The 21,060-nt window shown below is 65.3% G+C and carries 20 protein-coding genes; 10 read left to right on the top strand and 10 right to left on the bottom strand.

Going from position 1 to position 21,060, the window contains the following annotated elements; genetic code table 11:
* Positions 1–60 precede the first annotated feature (60 nt).
* Genes BcanWU425_RS35965 through BcanWU425_RS35945 form a run of 5 tightly spaced genes read left to right on the top strand, consistent with a single transcriptional unit; the run spans position 61 to position 4,420 of the window.
* Entirely contained in the window at positions 61–1,083 is a 1,023-nt protein-coding gene (locus BcanWU425_RS35965; RefSeq protein WP_026233942.1) for an ABC transporter substrate-binding protein, read from the top strand.
* Between the two features lie 10 nt (positions 1,084–1,093).
* Entirely contained in the window at positions 1,094–1,924 is an 831-nt protein-coding gene (locus BcanWU425_RS35960) for an ABC transporter ATP-binding protein (protein ID WP_085358545.1), read from the top strand.
* Entirely contained in the window at positions 1,921–2,739 is an 819-nt protein-coding gene (locus BcanWU425_RS35955; RefSeq protein WP_018460086.1) for an ABC transporter permease, read from the top strand. Before BcanWU425_RS35960 ends, BcanWU425_RS35955 begins: the two co-directional genes overlap by 4 nt.
* Complete coding sequence (locus tag BcanWU425_RS35950) at positions 2,739–3,728, top strand: 2-hydroxyacid dehydrogenase (protein ID WP_018460085.1); 990 nt, start codon at positions 2,739–2,741, stop codon at positions 3,726–3,728. The genes BcanWU425_RS35955 and BcanWU425_RS35950 overlap by 1 nt, the downstream gene beginning before the upstream one ends.
* Positions 3,728–4,420 carry an AprI/Inh family metalloprotease inhibitor gene (locus tag BcanWU425_RS35945; RefSeq protein ID WP_204513174.1) on the top strand — a complete coding sequence of 231 codons (693 nt, stop codon included), beginning with the start codon at positions 3,728–3,730 and terminating at the stop codon, positions 4,418–4,420. The genes BcanWU425_RS35950 and BcanWU425_RS35945 overlap by 1 nt, the downstream gene beginning before the upstream one ends.
* Positions 4,421–4,485: 65 nt before the next feature.
* On the opposite strand, the gene BcanWU425_RS35940 is transcribed toward BcanWU425_RS35945, so the two are convergent.
* On the bottom strand, positions 4,486–5,880 hold the full coding sequence (locus BcanWU425_RS35940; protein ID WP_204513175.1) for a peptidoglycan-binding protein: 1,395 nt from the start codon (positions 5,878–5,880) through the stop codon (positions 4,486–4,488).
* A 253-nt stretch (positions 5,881–6,133) separates the two neighbouring features.
* On the opposite strand from BcanWU425_RS35940, the gene BcanWU425_RS35935 reads away from it, so the two are divergent.
* Both BcanWU425_RS35935 and BcanWU425_RS35930 read left to right on the top strand, forming a co-directional pair.
* Positions 6,134–6,508 (top strand): hypothetical protein, encoded by a 375-nt coding sequence (locus BcanWU425_RS35935; RefSeq protein WP_204513176.1) that lies wholly within the window; start codon positions 6,134–6,136, stop codon positions 6,506–6,508.
* A gap of 163 nt (positions 6,509–6,671) precedes the next feature.
* A complete protein-coding gene (locus BcanWU425_RS35930) occupies positions 6,672–6,992 on the top strand; it encodes a glycine zipper domain-containing protein (protein WP_026233940.1) in 321 nt (106 codons plus the stop codon).
* Here the strand turns inward: BcanWU425_RS35930 and radC are convergent.
* The 3 genes from radC to BcanWU425_RS35915 form a co-directional block, all read right to left on the bottom strand.
* Complete coding sequence (gene radC, locus BcanWU425_RS35925) at positions 6,989–7,702, bottom strand: RadC family protein (protein WP_085352015.1); 714 nt, start codon at positions 7,700–7,702, stop codon at positions 6,989–6,991. The two genes, BcanWU425_RS35930 and radC, sit on opposite strands and share 4 nt — an antisense overlap.
* A 101-nt stretch (positions 7,703–7,803) precedes the next feature.
* Positions 7,804–8,622, bottom strand: a complete 819-nt coding sequence (gene map, locus BcanWU425_RS35920; RefSeq protein ID WP_018460078.1) for a type I methionyl aminopeptidase — start codon at positions 8,620–8,622, stop codon at positions 7,804–7,806.
* Positions 8,623–8,743: 121 nt separating this feature from the next.
* Positions 8,744–10,060 (bottom strand): mechanosensitive ion channel family protein, encoded by a 1,317-nt coding sequence (locus tag BcanWU425_RS35915; protein ID WP_026233939.1) that lies wholly within the window; start codon positions 10,058–10,060, stop codon positions 8,744–8,746.
* Positions 10,061–10,271: 211 nt separating this feature from the next.
* On the opposite strand from BcanWU425_RS35915, the gene BcanWU425_RS35910 reads away from it, so the two are divergent.
* Both BcanWU425_RS35910 and BcanWU425_RS35905 read left to right on the top strand, forming a co-directional pair.
* Complete coding sequence (locus BcanWU425_RS35910) at positions 10,272–12,065, top strand: potassium/proton antiporter (RefSeq protein WP_018460076.1); 1,794 nt, start codon at positions 10,272–10,274, stop codon at positions 12,063–12,065.
* A 337-nt stretch (positions 12,066–12,402) separates the two neighbouring features.
* Positions 12,403–12,663 carry a PepSY domain-containing protein gene (locus BcanWU425_RS35905; protein WP_085352012.1) on the top strand — a complete coding sequence of 87 codons (261 nt, stop codon included), beginning with the start codon at positions 12,403–12,405 and terminating at the stop codon, positions 12,661–12,663.
* 258 nt (positions 12,664–12,921) lie between these two features.
* Here the strand turns inward: BcanWU425_RS35905 and modC are convergent, their stop codons facing one another.
* The 4 genes from modC to mepA all read right to left on the bottom strand — a co-directional run bounded on the left by modC (position 12,922) and on the right by mepA (position 16,258).
* Positions 12,922–13,584, bottom strand: a complete 663-nt coding sequence (modC, locus tag BcanWU425_RS35900; protein ID WP_085352011.1) for a molybdenum ABC transporter ATP-binding protein — start codon at positions 13,582–13,584, stop codon at positions 12,922–12,924.
* Positions 13,585–13,586: 2 nt separating this feature from the next.
* A complete protein-coding gene (gene modB, locus BcanWU425_RS35895) occupies positions 13,587–14,282 on the bottom strand; it encodes a molybdate ABC transporter permease subunit (protein ID WP_204513179.1) in 696 nt (231 codons plus the stop codon).
* A gap of 28 nt (positions 14,283–14,310) precedes the next feature.
* Complete coding sequence (gene modA / locus BcanWU425_RS35890) at positions 14,311–15,093, bottom strand: molybdate ABC transporter substrate-binding protein (protein WP_085358550.1); 783 nt, start codon at positions 15,091–15,093, stop codon at positions 14,311–14,313.
* 220 nt (positions 15,094–15,313) lie between these two features.
* Positions 15,314–16,258 carry a penicillin-insensitive murein endopeptidase gene (gene mepA / locus BcanWU425_RS35885; RefSeq protein ID WP_085358626.1) on the bottom strand — a complete coding sequence of 315 codons (945 nt, stop codon included), beginning with the start codon at positions 16,256–16,258 and terminating at the stop codon, positions 15,314–15,316.
* A 457-nt stretch (positions 16,259–16,715) separates the two neighbouring features.
* On the opposite strand from mepA, the gene BcanWU425_RS35880 reads away from it, so the two are divergent.
* Positions 16,716–18,887 carry an EAL domain-containing protein gene (locus BcanWU425_RS35880; protein WP_204513180.1) on the top strand — a complete coding sequence of 724 codons (2,172 nt, stop codon included), beginning with the start codon at positions 16,716–16,718 and terminating at the stop codon, positions 18,885–18,887.
* 53 nt (positions 18,888–18,940) lie between these two features.
* Here BcanWU425_RS35880 and BcanWU425_RS35875 read toward each other — a convergent pair whose 3' ends face one another.
* Together BcanWU425_RS35875 and BcanWU425_RS35870 are read right to left on the bottom strand one after the other, a co-directional pair.
* Positions 18,941–19,681 carry a hypothetical protein gene (locus tag BcanWU425_RS35875; RefSeq protein ID WP_018460068.1) on the bottom strand — a complete coding sequence of 247 codons (741 nt, stop codon included), beginning with the start codon at positions 19,679–19,681 and terminating at the stop codon, positions 18,941–18,943.
* Between the two features lie 206 nt (positions 19,682–19,887).
* On the bottom strand, positions 19,888–21,042 hold the full coding sequence (locus BcanWU425_RS35870; RefSeq protein WP_166517650.1) for an acyl-CoA dehydrogenase family protein: 1,155 nt from the start codon (positions 21,040–21,042) through the stop codon (positions 19,888–19,890).
* Between the last annotated feature and the right edge of the window lie 18 nt (positions 21,043–21,060).

The following is a 21,060-nucleotide window of genomic DNA, read 5'->3' as shown; positions in this document are numbered from 1 at the left end:
GTCTTGCGGTTTTATCGCGTTGCTTGGACATCGGCTAGAAGCGATCGACGGAGTCCCATCATGAGCCCCTCTCATCTGCGGCGAGCCTTAACGGCGGGCCTGATGGCCGCTTTCGTCTCGGTCGTCCCGGCCCGCGCCGAAACCCTGGACAAGGTCATGTTCGGCACCAATTGGGTCGCCGAGGCCGAGCATGGCGGCTTTTTCCAGGCCGTCGCCGATGGCACTTACAAGAAATACGGGCTGGACGTCACCATCGTGCCCGGCGGGCCCAACGAGAACAACCGGATGCTGCTGATCGCCGGCAAGATCGATTTCTTCATGGCCGCGAACACGCTGATGTCGTTCGACGCAGTCGCCAACAACGTCCCGGTCGTCACGATCGCCGCGGTCTTCCAGAAGGATCCGCAGGTGATGCTGACGCAGCCTGATGCCAAGGTCGCCAAGATCGAGGACCTCAAGCCGCTGACGCTGTTCGTCTCCAAGGAGGGCATGACCAGCTATTTCCAGTGGCTGAAGTCCGAATACGGCTTCAGCGAGAAGAACGTTCGCCCCTACAATTTCAATCCGCAGCCCTTCATCGCCAATCCCAAGAGCGCGATGCAGGGTTACGTCACCTCGGAGCCCTTCGCGGTCGAGAAGGCCGCGGGCTTCAAGCCCAACGTGTTGCTGCTCGCCGATTACGGCTTCAACACCTATTCGACCCTGATCGAGAGCCGCCGCGACGTCGTCGAGAAGAAGCCCGACCTGGTGCAGCGCTTCGTCGATGCCTCCATGGTCGGCTGGTACAATTACATCTACCGCGACAATTCAGCGGGCAACGCCATGATCAAGAAGCTCAATCCGGAGATGACGGATGAGCTGCTCGCCTATTCCGTCGCCAAGATGAAGGAATACGGCATCGTCGATTCCGGCGATTCGCTGAAGAACGGCATCGGCGCGATGAGCGACGAGCGCTACACCTCCTTCTTCAACAAGATGGTGAAGGCGGGCGTGGTGAAGGCGGACCTCGATTTCCGCAAATCCTATACGCTGCGCTTCGTCAACAAGGGCGTCGGCGCCGAGCTGCGCCCGAGCAAGCCGTAGCGCAGGGCCGATGTCATCAGTCCAAACGTCGGCGGGGGTCGAGACCGGCCTGACGGCTCTGGCTGTCAGCCTGCGCGGCGTGACGAAGGCCTATGACAACGGCCTGATGGCGCTCGGCCCGCTCGATCTTGCGGTGCGCAAGGGCGAGTTCATCTCGCTGCTGGGGCCGTCAGGTTGCGGCAAGTCGACGGCGCTGCGGCTGATCGCCGAACTCAGCGCGCCGTCGTCAGGAATCGTCCGGCTGGCGCGTCGTGAGGGCACACCGCAGCCAGGTCATGTTCACCCAGGTCATGGCATCGGCTTCGTGTTTCAGGAACCGACCCTGATGCCCTGGACCAGCGTGCGCGAGAATGTGCGGTTGCCGCTGAAGCTCTCAGGCGTTCCGAAGGCGGAATCGCGCGCGCGCGCCGATGAGGCGCTCGCAAGCGTCGGGCTTGCCGATTTTGCCGACGCCTTTCCGCGCGAGCTCTCCGGCGGCATGAAGATGCGGGTGTCGCTGGCGCGCGCGCTCGTCACAGACCCTGATATCCTCCTGATGGATGAGCCGTTCGCGGCGCTCGACGAAATCACGCGCTTCCGCCTCAACGACGATTTGCTCGCGCTGTGGCGCAGGCTCGGCAAGACCGTCATCTTCGTCACGCATTCGGTGTTCGAATCCGTCTATCTGTCGCAGCGCGTGGTGGTCATGACCGCGCGGCCGGGCCGCATCCAGGCCGACTTCCGCGTCGAGACGGTCGAGCCGCGTGGCGAGGAGTTTCGCACTTCAGTCGCCTATTCCGATTATTGCCGGAAAGTGTCGGCGGCGCTGGCGCCGTCCTATGCAGGGCAGTCGACGCTATGAACGCGCAAGCTTCCGTCACTGCGAAGCCGTCCGGCGCGCAACGCGCGGTGCGCTTCGCGCTACCGGTCATCGTGTTCGCGGCGGGACTGCTCGCCTGGGAGCTCGTGGTCCGGATCAAGGACATCCCGCCTTACGTGCTGCCGGCGCCCTCGGTCATATTCGCGACACTGATCAAGGATTGGGCGGTGCTGTCGCAATCGCTTGCCGCGACGCTGCTGACCACGCTTGAAGGTTTTGTCGCGGCCAGCGTCGGCGGCATCGCGCTGGCGCTGCTGTTCAACCAGTCCAAATGGGTGGAAGCATCGCTATTCCCCTATGCCGTGGTGCTTCAGGTCACGCCGGTCATCGCGATCGCGCCGCTGCTGCTGATCTATCTGGAGCAGCAGACCGCGGTCGTGGTCTGCGCCTTCATCGTCGCCTTCTTCCCGGTGCTGTCCAATACCACGCTCGGGCTCAATTCGGTCGATCGCAACCTCGCGGGCCTGTTCCAGCTCTATGGCGCCTCGCCACAGCAGACCCTGCGCTATCTCAAGCTGCCGGCGGCGCTGCCTTATATTCTCGGCGGCCTGCGCATTGCCGGCGGCCTGTCGCTGATCGGCGCGGTCGTGGCCGAGATCGCGGCGGGAACGGCCGGCGCCGGCTCCGGGCTCGCCTACAGGATCGCAGAATCCGGCTACCGCTTGAACATACCCCGCATGTTCGCAGCGCTGCTGCTGTTGTCGCTGGCCGGGATTGTCATCTATGGGGTGCTGGCGCTAGTTTCCCACCTCGTCTTACGGCGCTGGCACGAGAGCGCGCTTGGAAAGGACAACTGATGACCACCGGTTCGATTTCGTCCGAAAAGATCGACCTTCTGATTTATGGGCCGGTCCGGCCGATCCTCGAGAACGGGTTTTCCGATCATTTCGTCGTGCACAAGGCGGAGACGCGGGGCGATCTCGAGCGGCTGACGCCGGCGATCCGCGAAAAGATCCGCGGCGTGGCGGTGACCTATCACACCGTGCGCGCCGACCGGGATTCGCTGTCGCAATTGCCCAAGATCGAGATGGTGGCGAGCTTCGGCGTCGGCTACGACCACGTCGATGCCAAATACGCCGCCGAGCATAACATCATCGTCACCAATACGCCCGACGTGCTGACCGAGGAGGTCGCCGACGTCGCGATGGGGCTTCTGATCTCCACGGTGCGCGAGTTCATCAAGGCCGACCGTTATGTGCGCTCCGGTCTCTGGCAGACCCAGAACTATCCGCTCAGCGTCGGCTCGCTGCGCGACCGCAAGGTCGGCATCGTCGGCATGGGCCGGATCGGACAGGCGATCGCGCGCCGGCTCGATGCCTCGCTGGTGCCGGTGGTCTATCACACCCGCAACCCGTCCAAGGACGTCTCCTACAAGCACTACCCCGACCTGATCGAGATGGCGAAGGCGGTGGACACGCTGATGGTGATCGTGCCCGGTGGCGCCTCGACCAACAAGATGATCAACGCCGAGGTGCTGAAGGCGCTCGGCCCGCGCGGGGTGCTGGTCAACGTTGCGCGCGGCTCGGTGATCGACGAACCGGCGCTGGTCCAGGCGCTCAAGTCCGGCACCATCCTCGCGGCCGGCCTCGACGTGTTCGCGGCCGAACCGAACGTGCCGGACGAGCTCAAGGCCATGCAGAATGTGGTGCTGCTGCCGCATATCGGCTCGGCCTCGGTGGTGACGCGCAACGCGATGGATCAGCTCGTGGTCGACAATCTCAAGTCCTGGTTCTCAGGCAAGGCGCCGTTGACGCCGGTTGCCGAAACGCCGTTCAAGGGACGCTGATGGGAGTTCTTCGCGTCGTTACATTCGCCGTCGTGGCCTGCTTGGCCGCGATCGGCATCGCGCAGGCGCAGGATACGACGACCCTGAAGAAGGAGATGCCCGGGCAGTGGGAGCTCTCGACCACCGAGCGCAGCAAGACCTGCGTCGTCACGCTCAAGGCGGACGCCGCGGCGCAGGGCTTCAAGCTCGAGCTGGAGCCGGCCTGCAAGGCCGCGCTGCCTTTCACCAAGGACATCGTCGCCTGGAGCGTCAGGGGTCTCGACATCGTCCGCTTGCAGGATGCGAGCGGTGAGGCCGTGATCGACTTCACCGAGGTCGAGGCCGGCATCTTCGAGGGCCTGCGGCAGGGCGAGGGCGTCTACATCCTGCAAGACCTCGCCGCTGCCCGCTCGATGGCGAAGTCGATGGACCAGATGATCGGCGACTGGTCGATCGTGCGCGGCAACGGCCAGCCTGTCTGCGGGCTAACGCTGACCAACACGGAAGCCGGGCCGGACAATTTCCAGGTCTTCCTCAAGCCGAAATGCGATGCAGCCATCGCGCAGTTCAACCCGACGCAATGGCGGCTCGAGCGCGGCCAGATCATCCTGCTGTCGAAGGCCGGCGAGGCCTGGCAGTTCGAGGCCGACGACAACGCGCAATGGCGGCGCGTCCCCGATACCGCCGATCCCCTGATCATGCTGCGGCAGTAGCGCCGCGACACGCACCTCATCCCGAGGGCCCTCCATGGGCGGGCGTCTCGAAGGACGGCCGCAGGCTACGTCGTCGGCTTGGGCGGCGGCGCGGTGCCTTGGGCCCACTTCTCCATCTTGCCGAGCACGCCCCAGGCCGTGAGCGCCAGCGAGATCGGCATCGCGAACTGGCCGAGGCCCGGCACCGCCGACACGAGCGTCCCGAGCAACCCGGCGAGTCCTCCCGCGTTGGGGCTCGCCGTCACCGACGACAGCAGCGCCGTGATCAGCGAGCCGCCGATGCCGAGCGCAGTCTTCTTGCCGTCGAGCATCTTGCCGATGGTATCGCCGAGCGCGCCATTGACCTGGCCGAGGACGGGCTTGCCGTCCCGGTTGAGGAAGGTGCCGAGCAGGTCGACGACCTGCTTCAACTGGTCGACGGGAGCGGGGCTGGTCGGGGTGAGGGTGACTGGTCCTGACATGGGGGCTGTCTTGTTGACGAGGGAAAAGAGCCGTTCGAACAGGCTGATCGGATCATTGGTGGCGGGCAGCGTGTTGCCCGATGTCGTCGTTGCCGGGATCACGGCGCCGACCGGCGGCCGCAGCAATTGCGCGAGTTCCTCCAGCCGCTTCATGATCCGGGACATATCGCCGGCAGACCCGGTGGGGCTCGACTGCGCCGCGCGGGTGAGGGCGGCGACCGTGGCGCCGTCGAGAAGTCCAGTATCTCTCAGGCCGTTCTGCTGCTGAAACTGCGAGACCGCGGTTCTGGTCTTCGGTCCGCTGATGCCGTCCTGGGCGAGCGGCGGATTGGCGCCGAGCCTGTTGAGCGCCTGCTGCATGAGGACGATCGTCGACGCCGCGTCATCCTCCGGTTCGGCGCGGCTCGCGAATTGCGGGCTGCCGTCGAGGGTGATCGAGGAATCCAGCGACATCATTGCATGCAGGATCACCGCGGTGCCGAGCTGGGAATCGACGTGGTTCGAATCGAACACGTGATCGCGGACGAATTTGCCGGCCCTCGCCTCGGGCGGGCCATACAGCGTCGAACCGCCATAGAGATAGGGCGAATTGCAGCCCTTGGCGTGATAGCCGAAGCCGTTGAACGCTTCGAGTCGGAACAGAATCCGCGCGATCCCCCAGTCGTGAGCGCCGACAAAATTCTCGATTCTGAAGGCGTCCACGGCACCGTCCACGAACGTGGCAAACGGACCGCGTCCTTTCGGAACGAGCGTCGTCGCGCGATGGAGCGTTTCCCCGTTGCCGAGATAGGTGTCGAAATCGAAATTGGATTCGCGGTAGTGGCAGAGGGCAGCGAAATACCAGGGCACGCCGGTCAACCGCTCGATCTGCTGATAGGTCGCCTTGCCGTTGATGGCCTTGCGCGCGATCGCGTTCGCGTCGGAGAGGCGCGAAGGCCGGATCTCGAGATTGGCCCAATTACGCTCGTATTCGCTTTTCAGACTCTCGAATGAAATCATTTTCCGCTCCCGCAATGAATGAGTTTTCGCAACTGCGCGTCAGTCGAAATGAACCAGGTGCCGTGATCAGGGCGTGAGGCCAGCGTGATCTCCCGCAAGTCTGGCAGGCCGCCGGGGCGCCGCGTGTGAAGTGGGTTACAACCTCGCCGGGAAAATGAGCGGCAGGACCGGGATCAGGGCGGCCGCCGGCGAAGGAACCGGCAGGGCCGCTGCCCCGTTAGCGACGCGAGGCAGTCTGGCGAGGGAGTCCAGCATGACCACGCGCGTCCTCGCGATCGGCATCGAACCCGGCAACGCGGACTACAGCGCATTCCCGCAGCTCACGCCGGAGCTCGTGCGCAACTATATCGATGCGCAGCTGCTGCGCCTGCGCGATCTCGGTTACGAGGTCACGAGTTGCCTGATCGATCTCGATGCCGCGGCGGAAGCCGCCGTCACGGCAGCGTTGCGCGAGGAGAATTTCGACTGCATCGTGATCGGCGCGGGGCTGCGCGAGCCTCGGGAGCGCCTGCTGCTGTTCGAGAAGGTGCTCAACCTCGTCCACCGCCTAGCGCCCGACGCCGCGATCTGCTTCAACACCACGCCAGCCGACACCGCCGAGGCCGTGCAGCGCTGGGTCGATGCATGAGATGAAGCGGCCGGCCCGTGCTGCGCATGCGCCATGGTCTGAGCCGCCGTCGATCCGAGCCTCCGACGCCATAGCGTGACGCGCCGGGTCCCGAAATGGTGATTTTTCTGGTCCGAATCCGGCTGCGGCGCTATGACTCGTCTGACCACAGGGGAGGGCGAGCATGCTTCGAGGTCTTCGCATTGGAAGTTTCGCTATCGCGGCATGTCTGGCGGTCGTGATCGCGATGCCGGCTCATGAGGCGGCGGCGCAGGACGCCATTGGCGGTGCCATCCTCGGTGGCGTCGGTGGAGCGATCGTGGGTGGCGCCATCGGCGGAGGCCGCGGCGCCGCCATCGGCGCCGTCGTCGGTGCCGGCACGGGCGCTGCGATCGCCTCCGAGGGCGAACGCCGCCGCTCCGGCTATTACGCCTATCAGCGCGGCTGCTACGCGCAGCGCCGGGACGGCTCCTACGTCCCGGTCGATCCGCGATATTGCTACTAGATCAACCGCATCCCGCGCAAACTCGCATGCCCGCTCTTGCCGACGATGATGTGGTCGTGCACGGCGATGCCGAGCGGCTTTGCGATGTCGATGATCGCCTTGGTCATCTGGATGTCGGCCTGCGAGGGCGAGGGATCGCCTGAGGGGTGGTTGTGCACCAGGATCAGCGCGGTCGCGGACAATTCCAGCGCGCGCTTGATCACCTCGCGCGGATAGACCGGGGTGTGATCGACGGTGCCGGTCTGCTGCACCTCGTCGGCGATCAGCTGGTTGCGCTTGTCGAGGAACAGCAGGCGAAACTGCTCTTTGTCGGCGAATGCCATGCTGGTGCGGCAATAGTCGATCACCTCGTTCCAGGACGACAGCGCGTTGCGGCTGTTGACCCCGCCCTTGGCGACGCGATGCGCCGCCGCCGCGAGCAGCTTGAGCTGGTGGATCGCGGACTCGCCGACACCGTCCACCTCGCGCAGGCGCGCCACCGGCGCGTGCACGACCTCGGCGAACGAGCCAAAAATTTTGATCAGCGACTTCGCCAGCGGCTTGGTGTCACGCCGCGGCAGCGCCGGAAACAGCGCCATCTCCAGCAGCTCGTAGTCGCTGAGCGCGTCCGCACCCGCGCTGTAGAAGCGCTCGCGCAGCCGTTCGCGATGGCCGAGATAGTGCGGCGCTTCTTCGGGCTTGCTCTTGTCGTGGTCGGGCTTGGCGGGCATCGGCCGCCAGCATTGCCGCGGGCAATCGTTTTTGCAACCGTCAATTGCGGCGGCAAATCCGCTTCACGCCAGCCGGCGAATGCGAACGTCAGCCGCCGGGATCACCCGATCTGCTTCTCGCCGTGCCGCTCCGACAGCGTGAAGATCTCGACACCTGTCGCGGTGACGCCGACGGAGTGCTCGAACTGCGCCGATAACGAGCGGTCGCGGGTCACGGCGGTCCAGCCGTCGGAGAGGATCTTCACATGCGGCTTGCCGAGATTGATCATCGGCTCGATTGTGAAGAACATGCCGGGCTTGAGCTGCACGCCCTCGCCGGGCCGGCCGATATGGATGATGTTCGGCTCGTCGTGGAACATGCGCCCGAGGCCATGGCCGCAGAAATCGCGCACCACGCTCATGGCTTGCGGCTCGACGAAACTCTGGATGGCGTGGCCGATGTCGCCGGTGGTGGCGCCGGGCTTCACCGCGGCGATGCCGCGCATCATGGCCTCATAGGTCACCTCGATCAGCCGCTCCGCCTTGCGTGCGATCGGGCCGACTGCATACATCCGGCTGGAATCACCGTACCAGCCGTCGACGATGAAGGTGACGTCGATGTTGACGATGTCGCCCTCTTTCAGCGGACGGTCGCCGGGCATGCCGTGGCAGACCACGTGGTTGAGCGAGGTGCAGGTTGAATAGCGGTAGCCGCGATACATCAGCGTCGCCGGATAGGCATTGTTGCTGAACGCGAAGTCGCGGACGAACTGGTCGATGCGGTCGGTCGGAACGCCGGGCCCGACGATGTCGGTGAGCTCGTCGAGGCACTTCGCCACCAGCGCTCCCGCCTTGCGCATGCCGGCAAAGGCGCTTGGTCCATGCAGCTTGATCTGCCCGGTCTTGCGGAGCGAGGTATCGGTAGCTTCGACGTAGCTCATGCGGGCGCAATCTTCTGGGGTGGGCTCGATATCGGCGGAAAGGCTTGATTCCGCGCCCAATTTAATGATTGCGCGCCTTCATGCAAGTCAGGCCTGCCCTGCCTTGCGCCTGAAAGCGGGCCTAATTCGGGACTTCCATGATGGTTTCCACCGGCAGGGCGCCGCCGCGGACGCGGATTTCGCGGACCGGGTAGGGAACCCGGATGCCTTCGCGTTTGAAGGCGTCCCACAGCGCCAGCATCACGTCGCTCTTGACGTTGTCCATGCCGTCGGGGTCGGCAATCCAGAAGGTCAGCGAGAACTTCATCCCGGCTTCGGCGAATTCGGTCAGGATGGAATTCGGCGGCTTGCCCTTCTGCGCGCGCGGGTGAGCGGCCGCGGTCTCGGCGGCGAGCTTGCAGACCAGCCGCGGGTCGGCGTCGTAATTGGTGCCGAAGGCGATCTTCACCAGCGTGTTCTTGTCGGTGTAGGTCCAGTTGACGACCTTCTGCGTCACCAGATCCTCGTTCGGCACCAGGAATTCGCGGCCATCGCCGGCGGCGACGGAAATATAGCGCGTCTTCATCGCGCTGATCCGCCCGGTGTTGTCGCCGATGGTGACGAGATCGCCGGGCTTCACCGATTTGTCGGCGAGCAGGATGATCCCCGAGATGAAATTGGCGACGATCTTCTGCAGGCCGATACCGATGCCAACGCCGACCGCGCCGGAGAACACCGCGAGCGCCGAGAGATCGATGCCGACCGTGCCGAGCGCGATCACGATCGCGACCGCAAGCAGGCCGATGCGGATGATCTTGACCAGCAGCACCTGCACCGATGGCGTCAGATCTGTGGTCGAGTTGATCCGGCTCTCGGCGAAATTGCTGGCGATGTTGGTGAGCCAGAGCGCGATGAGCAGCAGCGCACCCGCCTTGATCACGAGCAACGGCGTCAGCCGCAGCCCGCCGAGCACGATGGCGAAAGAGTCGAGCAGGTCGACCGTCGCATCGAGCTGGCCGAGGATCGAGAGCGCCGCGACGAACCAGGCCGTGATCGACACCAGCTTGACGATGAAGGCGTTGCGCAGCACCGAGGTCAAGAGCCGGATCGCGAGCCAGGCCAGCCCCAGCTTGGCGGCGACCATCAGGAGATAGCTGCGGCTCGGCCAGGTCGCGTGGTACATGACCACGCGGGAGACGATCACGAGCAGGGTGAAAACCGCCGTCGAGGCGCTGGAGACCATCACCCGGACGAAGTGCCGGAGCGGCAGCGGCCAGCGCATCGCCAGCGAGGTCATGTCGACGCGGCTGCGAACGGCGGCTTCCGCGGCATAGGCGATGCCGGCCGCGGCCAGAATGAGCCCGAATTGCAGGTAGAACCAGGGCGAGGAGATTTCCGCCCCGACGCTGCGCGCGGTGGTCTGCACGAACTCCATGAAGTCTTTGAGGTCCATGTCTATCGGTCTCGTCGGGGAGCGGGCGGGAGGCGTTGATTCGAGCGCGCCGGAGAATCCCACAAAGGGCGCGGCCGGACCACCGATACACCGCCAAGTGAAGTGCGTTAAGGCCGCAAAATGCGGGCAGATTGCCGCGAGCGGGAGAAAATGGGTTGGCGTGGGAGTCCGCCGACGATAAGGATGCAATTCCAGCGATTTCGTACCCGGAAGGTGGATGGCTTCCCTCGACAGTGTCAGCCTCGCCATATTGCTCGGTGCCGTCCTGGTGTTGGCCGGGATCCTGTCAAGCCTGCTTGCGCTGCGCTTCGGCGCGCCCCTTCTGCTCGTCTTCCTCGCGATCGGCATGCTCGCGGGCGATTCCGGTCCCGGACAGCTGCAGTTCGACGACGTCCGAACCACCTATCTGGTCGGCTCGGTCGCGCTCGCCCTGATTCTGTTCGACGGCGGCTTGCGGACCCGCTTTGCCAGCATCCGCACCGTGCTCGCGCCTTCCATGGTGCTCGCGACCGTCGGCGTGCTGCTGACCTCGCTGATCACGGCGCCGTTCGCGAAATATGCGCTCGACCTCAACTGGACGGAGTCGTTGCTGGTCGGCGCCGTGGTGGCCTCGACTGACGCGGCCGCAGTGTTCCTGCTGGTGCATACCCAGGGCCTGCGCCTGCGCCCGCGCGTCGGAGCGACGCTGGAGGTGGAATCCGGCACCAACGATCCCTTCGCGATCTTCCTGACCCTGATGCTGGTCGAGTACATCTCGCTGGGAACAGGCACGGCCGCGCATGTGCTGATGGAGTTCGCCCAGGAGGCCGTGCTGGGCGCCGTCGTCGGGGTGATCGGCGGGCGTCTGGTCGTCATCGCGCTCAATAAGGTCGCGCTGCCGCAGGGCCTCCATGCGCCGTTTGTCACCACCGCCGCGCTCGTCATCTTCGGCGGCTCGCAGATCATGCATGCCTCAGGCTTCCTCGCGGTCTATCTCGCCGGGATCATCATCGGCAACCGCCCGACCCGCGCGCATAATTCGGTGGTGGCCTTCCTGGACGCCGCGACCTGGCTGGCGCAGATCGTGATGTTCGTCCTGCTCGGCCTGCTGGTCTCGCCGAGCCGGCTCGGCGGCAGCGTGCTGCCGGCGGTCGGGATCGCATTCGTCCTGATGCTGCTGGCGCGGCCGATCGCCGTGTTCGTCTGCCTGGCGCCGTTCCGCTTCAACTGGCGCGAAAAGATCTTCATCGCCTGGACCGGCCTGCGCGGCGCGGTCGCGATCTTCCTGGCCTCGATCCCGATGCTGGTCGGGCTGTCGAAGGCCTATCTCTATTTCGACGTCGCCTTCGTCGTCGTCATCATCTCGCTCCTCCTGCAAGGCTGGACCCTGGGGCCGGCCGCGCGCAAGCTGCACGTGGCGCTGCCGCGCGCCGAACGCGGCCCGCGCCGTGTCGAATTGGACTTGCCCGGCCAGCTCGAGCAGCAGCTCGTCGGCTATCCGGTGCGTTCCAAGAGCCTGTATTTTCGCCGCGGCCTGATCCCGTCCTGGTCGAAGCCGACGCTGGTGATCCGCAAGGAGAACATTTTGACGCCGGCGGAAGCCGAGCCGATCGCGCCCGGCGATTACATCTATCTGCTGGCGCCGCCGGAAAAGGCCGAATCGCTTGACCGCTTCTTCGTCGACATGCAGCCGAGCTCAGCGCCGGACCCGCATCTGCTGGGCGACTTCATGGTCTCCGGCGAGCACACGCTCGCCGAGCTCGCGGAGATCTACGGCGTGGAGGTCGGCGAGGACGAGCGCGGGCACACGCTCGCTGATTATTTCGACGTCCATCTCGACCGCGCGCCGAAAGAGGGCGCGGAGCTCGTGCTGGATCCGATCGTGCTCGTGGCGCGCTCCATCTCCGGTGGCCGAGTCAACGTCGTCGGCCTGCGCCTGCCGGAAGACGAGGAAACGCCCGCGCCGCTGACGCGCAGGCAGGTCCTGCGGCGCAAGCTGGCGGATCTGTGGAGCTCGGTGGCTGGGGTTTAACGCCACATCCGCGTTGGCGGTCATTGATGAAGCGCAAGTCTGCTTCTTCGTCGTCCTGGCCTAGTGCGCAATTGCGCACGGGGGCCAGGATCCATGCCCACCGTCAGCTGTTTTGCGAAGGCTGGTGGTGACGATCTGGCCCACCCACTCTCCTCCCTGGGGTAATGGGTCCTGGCTTTCGCCGGACGACGGCGGAGAGCGATGGGGACAACGCTGGAACCGCCACCAAATCGCCGCAACCGCCGAAGATTTGCGCGGCTTCGTGACCGCTGCTCCCGGAACGCTCCGCGATGCCGCTCGTTCTTAGCGGCGTAAACGCATCCGACAGGAGTAATCCATGCGAAAGCTCATCTTGCCGGCCATCGTCGCGATCGGGCTCGGATCGGCCGCGCCCGCGATGGCCTATGACACCGGCGATCAGATCTCGATGCAGGTCGCGCTCGACGTCGCCACCGACATCGGCGTCATGACCGTCTCGCACACCGAGTTCCTCGGCGACGAATGGCAGATCGAAGGCCGTGATCGCGCCGGCCGCTGGATGGAGGTCGATGTGGACGCGCGATCGGGTGAGGTGCGCAACGTCGATCGCGGCTGGTAGTGGCGGGTCTCGGTAGCGGTGTCGGCGAGGATCACTCGGCCGGCACCGCCACCATCCAATGCCGCGCGATCGCCGCTCGCGGTACGATCCATTACCCCGGGGAGTAGTTTTGCGAACACCGGCAGTTACGTTTTCCTCGCTGGTACGCACACCACCTGCCGCTGATAGATCACGCGATATGGGTCCTGGCTTTCGCCAGGACGACGGCGGAGGGTGGGCCGGCGGCTTGCCTCATCCGTTGCCTGCTCAACGGACCCCTCACGTCAGCACCTTCACCCCGCCGAACGACGTCACGCGGCCCTGCTTCAGCATCACGATCTGCGTCGCGAGCTGGCGCAGCTCGGCGACGTCGTGGCTGACATAGACCATGGGGACGTTGGCCTCATCGCGCAGCCGCACCAGATAGGGCAGGATCTCCAGCTTGCGGCCCTCGTCGAGCGCGCCGAGCGGCTCGTCGAGCAGCAGCAGGCGCGGCCGCGACAGCAGCGCGCGACCGAGCGCGACGCGCTGGCGCTCGCCGCCGGAGAGCTTTCCGGGGCGGCGACCCTGCAGCGCGCCGATGTCGAGCAGCTCGATGACGCGCTTGTGCTGCGCCGGATCGGGCGCGAGGCGGTTCATCCGCCTGCCATAGTCGAGATTTTGCGCGACGTTGAGATGCGGAAACAGCCGCGCATCCTGGAACACATAGCCGATGCGGCGGCGCCAGGTCGGCACATGAATGCCGGCCGCGCTGTCGTCGACCGTCTCGCCGTCGATCACGATGGTGCCGCGGTCGGGCCGCAGCAGCCCCGCGATCATGTTGACCAGCGAGGTCTTGCCGGCGCCCGACGCTCCGAACAGTCCGATGACGCGGCCTTCGCTCGCGAAGGACGCGGACAGCGAGAACTCGCCGAGCTGCTTTTCGATGTCGACGCGCAGCATCGTCAATTCCCGTGCAGGCGCGCGGTGGCGCGGCGGGCGAACCATTCGGCCGCGATCAGCGCGCCGAGCGCCAGCACGATCGAGACGATCACGAGCCGTCCCGCGGCGGCGTCGCCGTCCGGGGTCTGGATCAGCGAATAGATCGCGGACGAAATCGTCTGGGTCTCTCCGGGAATGTTGGAGACGAAGGTGATGGTCGCGCCGAACTCGCCGATCGCCTTGGCAAAGCCAAGCACCATGCCGGCGAGCACGCCGGGCAGCGCCAAGGGCAGCGTCACCGTGAAGAACACTTTGAAAGGAGTGGCGCCGAGGGTCTCGGCGGCCTGCTCGAGCCGGCGGTCGATCGCCTCGATCGACAACCGCATCGGGCGCACCAGCAGCGGAAACGCCATCAGGCCGCAGGCAAGCGCGGCACCGGTCCAGCGGAAGGCGAATACGATGCCGAGATGGTCCGCCAGGATAGCGCCGACGAGTCCGCGGCGGCCGAAAGTGAGCAGCAGCAGATAACCCGTGACGACCGGCGGCAGCACCAGCGGCAGATGCACCAGCGCATCGAGCACCGACTTGCCCCAGAAATCACGCCGCGCGAGCAGCCATGCCAGCGCAATGCCGAACGGCGTTGCCACCAGCGTCGCGATCACGGCAACCCTGAGCGAGAGCAGGATCGCCGTCCATTCGGCGGGAGAGATGTCGAGCATCAAAATCGCGGAAGCTAGGTGGCAGAGGTTAAGTTGTCGGGCTGATCAGGAACTTGAAACCGTATTTTTCAAGAATGGTCTTGGCGGCGGTCGAGCGCAGGAAGGCGAGATAGTCGCTGGTCTCGCCCTTTGCCGTCGTCGTCGCAGCGACGGGATAGATGATCGCGGGATGCGAATCCGCCGGGAAGGTGCCGACGATCTTCACGCCGGGCTCGACCTTGGCATCGGTGGAATAGACGATGCCCAGGTTGGCCTCGCCGCGCGCGACCAGCGTCAGCGCGGCACGCACGCTCTCGGCCATCGCGAATTTCGGCTCCGCCGCCTGCCAGGCGCCCAGGCTCGTCAGCGCCGCCTTGGCATATTTCCCAACCGGCACGGACTTGACGTCGCCGGTCGCGATCCTGCCGTCGCCGGCGAGTTTTGCGAGGTCGAACCCCTGCCCGATGGGGACGTTGTCGAGGCTGGAATCCTTCGGCGCAATCAGCACGATGCTGTTGCCGAGCAGATTGACCCGGGTCGGCTCGTTGATAGTCTTCTTGGAGATCGCGTAATCCATCCAGTCGGTGTCGGCGGAGACGAATACATCGGCCGGCGCGCCCTGCTCGATCTGCCTGGCGAGCACGGAGCTTGCGGCATAGCTGACGCTGAACTTGACGCCGGTCCTGGCGGTGTAGGCCGCGTCGACCTCATCGAGCGCGTTCTTCATCGAGGCTGCCGCGAACACGGTGATGGTCTTGTCCTCGGCGGCGACAGGCGAAAGGCTCGCGACCAGAACGAACAAGGCCGAAAAAATCACGGAAAGGCGGAACATCGGAAGCGCTCCATGCGCGCGCTCAGGGCACGCAAGGCGGCGCGCGCAAGACGGCGTTGGTTGAATGAGGCTGCGACCGGCGGAAGCGCTGTTCCGGCAAGCCCGACGGACTTACGGTCCGGCAAGCGATCGCTGGGTCATCATAACAGGGTGGCGGAACAGGTCAAAGGCGACGGTTCGCATAGCGCCAACCAGGAATTCGTCATCCTGGCGGAGAGTTTTACGGCTTCGCATTGCCCGCGTGCAGCACGGCCTTGCACGCCGCCGGCATCTGCGCCAGCGTCATCGGCGGTTTCGGCTTCGGCGGCTCCGGCGGGGGTTTGGGGTGCAGCACGCCGTCGCTGAACCAATAGGCGAGATCGGAGGGCTTGCAGCCTTCGTCCTCGGATTGCGACGGCTGGCCCTCGCAGTCGCTCGCGCCCGCCGGGCAGTGCATGCGGATGTGGAAGTGATAGTCGTGGCCCCACCACGGCCGGATCTTCGACAGCCAGGAACGGTCGCCCTTGGCCTCGCGGCACAGCGCCTTCTTGATCGCGGCATTGACGAAGATGCGCTGCACCGCCGGCTCCTGTGCCGCGTCGCGCAGCACCAGCACATGGCCCGGCGTGAACACCTTCGGATCGATGTCGAGCCGGTCCGGGCGCACCATCATCACCGCCGACATGTCCTCGCGCTCCTCGCGCGAGAGCCGATGGTCGGGCATCGGCGTCAGCCAGATGTCGGCATCGAGGCCGATCTGGTGGCTGGCATGGCCGGACAGCGCCGGCCCGCCGCGCGGCTGGGCGATGTCGCCGACCAGGATGCCCGGCCATCCCGCGTCCTTGTGCGCTCTTGCCGCAAGCCGCTTGATCAGCGCGATCATCGCGGGGTGACCATAGCTGCGGTTGCGCGACAGCCGCATCACCTGCCAATTGTCGCCGTTGAGCGGCATCTGCTCGGCGCCGCCGATGCAGCCCTTCACATAGGAGCCGATGACGTGCGCCGGTCCCTTCGACGGCAGCAGCTTGCGCGCGAACAGCTCCTTGGCGCCGATACTGGGATCGTTCGGATTGGCGAGCGGCGGCAGCGGTTTTGGGTTGACGCTGCCCTTGTCCTGGGCCAGCGCGTCGCCGGCGGCCAGGAGCGTCATGACGAGCAGGAGAGGGGCGAGGTGGCGGGGACTCATGTTGACATTCTTATAGCCCAACACCGCGCCAGGGTTAAGAAACAGTCCTTCCGCTGAAATTTCGTTCAAACGTCGCAGTTCCGCGGCGTCGGCCGGCCGTTTTTAACGACGCGATAACCCTCTCATGCACTGACCAAAATTCGTGCGCGGCACGCGTGCTCACTCCCTTCTGCATGCAATCGCGCGCGATCCCGGAAATGATTCAAGGCGGCGCGCAATTTTGCGCCATCTCGTTCTCCGATGACGACAATGCGATGCGCTTGGAGCGCCCATCGGCACGGCCGCGCCTTGCAAACGGGCAATGAGGGCTGTTTTGTCGAGACTGCCAGACCGTGCGTCCCATCGCCATGCCACCCAAGATTACCTTTTTTTCAGACACTTGCCCCAAGAGTTGCGGGGCTGGGTGCGACTGGGACGAGTGAAGTTGAGTTTGGGGTTTCGAAAGCCGAAAAAGCGAATGGGCAGCGTGCTCGGCGGCCTGCACCCGCGCAAGCCGCGCTTTGCGCGCCCCCCTCATCTTCCGTCCGAACGCGACGAAGTTCTGCGCAGCCGTGCCGAGGCTGAGGCCGCGATCGCGGAAGCGCGCAAATCCCATGAGCGCCTGCGCCAGGCCATCGAGATCCTGCCGCAAGGCATCGTGTTTCTCGACGCCGAGGGCCGCTACGTCCTCTGGAACAAGCAATACGCGGAAATCTACAGCAAGACCGCCGATCTGTTCGAGGAAGGCGCGCGCCTCGAGGACACGCTGCGCATCGGCGTCGCCCGGGGCGACTATCCAGAGGCTGCCGGCCACGAGGAAGAATGGATCGCCGAACGGCTGCAAAAGCTCTATCAGCCCGGCACGCGCCACGAGCAGAAGCTGGCGGACGGCCGCGTCATCCTGATCGACGAGCGGCTGACCGAGGACGGCGGCGTCGTCGGCCTGCGCGTCGACATCACCGAGTTGAAGCAGCGCGAGGCCTCGTTCCGCCTGCTGTTCGACGGCAATCCCGTCCCCATGATCGTTTGCGCACTCGACGACGAGCGCATCCTCGGCGTCAACGATGCCGCGATCGCCCATTACGGCTACAGCCGCGCCGAGTTCGAGCGGCTCACGATCCGTTCCCTTCAGGCTTTCGACAGTGAGCCGCCCTGGACCGCCGATGCGGCCGGCGAGGAGCAGGCCGGACGCACCTGGAAGCACGTCAGGGCCGACGGCGCCCTGATCGACCTTGCGATCTATTCGCGCGAACTGATCTATGCCGAGCGGCCCGCGGTGCTGCTCGCGCTGATGGACATCACCGAGCGCAAGCGCGCCGAGGCGCGGCTCGCCTTCATGGCCCAGCATGACGGGCTGACCGGTCTGCCAAACCGCAATCTGCTGCGCCAGCAGGTCGACGAGATGCTGCTGCATACGAGGCGCAGCACCGACAAGGTCGCCCTGCTGATGCTGGGGCTCGACAATTTCAAGGCGGTCAACGACACGCTGGGACACGCGGTCGGCGACAAGCTGCTGCGTGGCGTCGCCAAGCGGCTGCGTTCGACCTTGCGCGAGAACGACGCGCTGGCGCGGCTGAACTCGGACGAGTTCGCCATCGTGCAGAGCGACCTGACGCGTCCCGAGGATGCGGTGCTGCTGGCCAAGCGCCTGCTCGAAGCCATCGCCGATCCCTATCTGCTCGACGGCCATTCCGTGGTGGTCGGTGCCTCCATCGGCATCGCGATGGCGCCGGGCGACGGCGACGATTCCGAAAAGCTGCTCAAGAGCGCCGACATGGCGCTGTCGCGCGCCAAGCTGGATGCGCGCGGATCGTTCGCGTTCTTCGAGGCGGCGCTCGATGCGAAAGCGCAGACCCGCCGCAAGATCGAGGTCGAGCTGCGCGACGCCATTCAGAACGACGTGCTGCGGCCGTACTATCAGCCGCTGATCGACCTCCAGAGCGGCCGCATCACCGGCTTCGAGGCGCTGGTGCGCTGGCCGCATGCGGAGCGCGGCATGGTCTCGCCGGCCGAGTTCATTCCGGTCGCGGAAGAAACCGGGTTGATCAACCCGCTCGGCGGCCTGATGCTGCGCCGGGCCTGTCACGATGCCGCAACCTGGCCGGACGACGTCCGCGTCGCCGTCAACCTGTCGCCGCTCCAGTCCCGCAGCGGCAATCTGCTTTCGGTGGTGACGGATGCGCTGAAGCATTCCGGCCTGCCGCCGCGGCGGCTCGAACTCGAGATCACGGAGACGCTGCTGCTGGAGAAAAGCGCCCAGGTGCTGGCGACGCTGCACGCGCTGCGCGCGCTCGGCGTGCGCATCTCAATGGACGATTTCGGCACCGGCTATTCCAGCCTGAGCTATCTGCGCAGCTTCCCGTTCGACAAGATCAAGATCGACCAGTCCTTCGTGCGCGATCTCGGCGCCAATCGCGAGGCACAGGCGATCATTCGCTCGATCGTCAGCCTCGGCAAAGGCCTCGGCGTCACCATCACCGCCGAAGGCGTCGAGACCGAAGCCGAGCTGAGCTGCCTCCGCACTGAGGGCTGCGACGAAGGCCAGGGCTTTCTGTTCAGCAAGGCCCGGCCGAATGCGCAGATCATCAGCCTGCTCGCCGCGCAGCGCGGCATCGACGGCGTAGGCGAGGACGCCGCGCTGGTGGCCTAGGGTTAAGGTGCTGACCTGTTGTCTTGCGTCTCGAGATGCACAAACCCGGAAATTCAGTGGCCGACAAGTGTTACGGCCTCGGCAGGAGCGGTTTCATGGGACCGCACGAATACAAAACGGGATGCCGCGGGGATCTGTGCGTCGGCGCTGCCATCCTGGCCGATGAGGATAAGTCCCGCGCCGCCATTGGCTACATTCAAGATGACGGGGGCGCCCTGCCAGGTCCTGATTGGCTCCATTCCGATGATGAGAAACTCACCGATCGGCTGGTCGAAATATTGAAGCCTCAGTTGTGGTCCGACTTCTGCAGCCGCCAGGCCGAAACCCAATTGTTTGGCGCGCGCGTAGATGTCTGCCAGCAACGCAGTGTCGGTCCGAAAGCCCAGTTCGGCTGCCGACACCGTGAAAAGCTCTACGCTCGTTGTCGTGGCGCTCACGGTAAACGTCGGCCGCGCGAGAATTTCGCCGGCCGAGTTTCCGATGCCACAACCTGCCGCATCCAAAGCGTTACTGAGGGCGAAGAAGTTTGCAAACGTCCCGATCCTGATCGTCTTCCACGCAGGGACATCGACGGCGGATTTGATTGGGATTTGCGGCCCAGACGGCGCTTGCTTGAGCTTCAGGTGATTCCGCAGGACGTCTCGCGCCGAGCATTGAGCCACGGCCTCGCTCGCAAACAGGAAAGTGCATGCGATGCAGAGGATGGCGATAATGAGAATGCCACCATGGTGCCATCCCGGCGAACGCCCCTGAATGGCATGGCAACTGACTTTCCTGCCAGCTGTTCGGCCCATAACGGACCTCTCTTGCGCAAATCCAGCGCGCTAAGAAGAATTCGGAATCATCACTTCCATGTGGTCGGCGCGGTTACAGCGGAAAAGCTGTCGTTCCTGTAGCTATGGAAATTAGTCGGAGAAAATTCACGAAGGTTCAGCGACGAAGACGCCGGAGGGCAACACAATATAGGTCAGCGTGCGTGGACTTTCGTAACTGCTCGACGTCAGCGGTCCCCTGAAAGGATCATCTTACCGACATCCTCGTAATGCGTGTCGCGCGCCTGGATCTGCTGAGCGATGGCGTGCATGTCGCGAAAGCGGCGCTCGAACGGATTGCTGCGGAATACGGCGGTCGCGCCGGCCATGTGATAGGCGGTGTCGACCACTTTGGCCGATTGGTGGATGGTCCAGGTCGCGGCGAGGCGAACCGAGCCCCGATGTGCCGCGCTGAATTCGCCGGTCGTACAGAGATCGCGCCACATCGCACTTGCCGTCGCATAGAGATAGGCGCGCGCGGCCCGCAGGTCGCCCTCGGTGCGGCCGATCAGGCCCTGGACCGCCTGGTTGTCGCGCATGGCGCTTGCCGCCAGCGACTGATGCTTGCCGCGCGCCAGCGCGATCGCGGCATCCAGCGTGGCGCGCGCCACGCCGAGCGACACCGCGGCAAAGCCGAGGCTGAACGTCGAGCCGGTGCCGATCCTGTAAAGAGGACCCTGCTCGCGTAGCGCGGACGGCACGTCACGAAACGCGGTGAAGCGCTCGGGGATGAACAGGTCGGCGACCTCGTAGGAATCGGTGCCGGTGCCGGCGAGCCCGATCGCCTGCCAGACGTCGTGCAGCACGCCGCTCGCGACCGGAAACAGGATGGTGCGCACCTCCGCCGAGCCGTCGGCATTTTTCCGCGGCGCGCCGTCGGCTCCGACGATGCGGACATGCGCGCCGAGCCAGCTCGCCTGCCGCGAGCCGGAGGCAAAATCCCAGCGCGCCGTGACGCGATAGCCGCCTTCGACCGCCCGCGCCTCATGCGCGATCGCGCCCCAGGCGAGGATGCCCGGCGCCGTGTTGAAGATCTCCTGCGCGGTGTCGTGGTCGAGCGAGGCCGCGATCATGGCGCAGACCGTGCATTGGCCGAGGCACCAGGCGGTGGAGGCATCCGCTTTCGCGATCTCCTCCAGCATCTGCATGAAGGCTTCCGGCGGCGCTTCGGCGCCACCAAGGCTCTGCGGCAGCAGCGCGCGATAGAGCCCGTTCTCGATCAGCGCGCCGACGACGGGATCGGTCAGTCGCCGCGTCCGCTCGATCTCGTCGGCTTCGCGCGCGATCAGCGGCGCGATAGCCCGTGCCCGCTCGACCAGGCCAAATCCGGAAGTTGCGTTCATGCGCGTTTCCTCGCCCAT

Origin of the sequence: Bradyrhizobium sp. WU425, assembly GCF_021052305.1 — a bacterium.
Taxonomy (GTDB): domain Bacteria; phylum Pseudomonadota; class Alphaproteobacteria; order Rhizobiales; family Xanthobacteraceae; genus Bradyrhizobium; species Bradyrhizobium canariense_D.
This window is presented reverse-complemented; position numbering and strand designations above follow the sequence as displayed.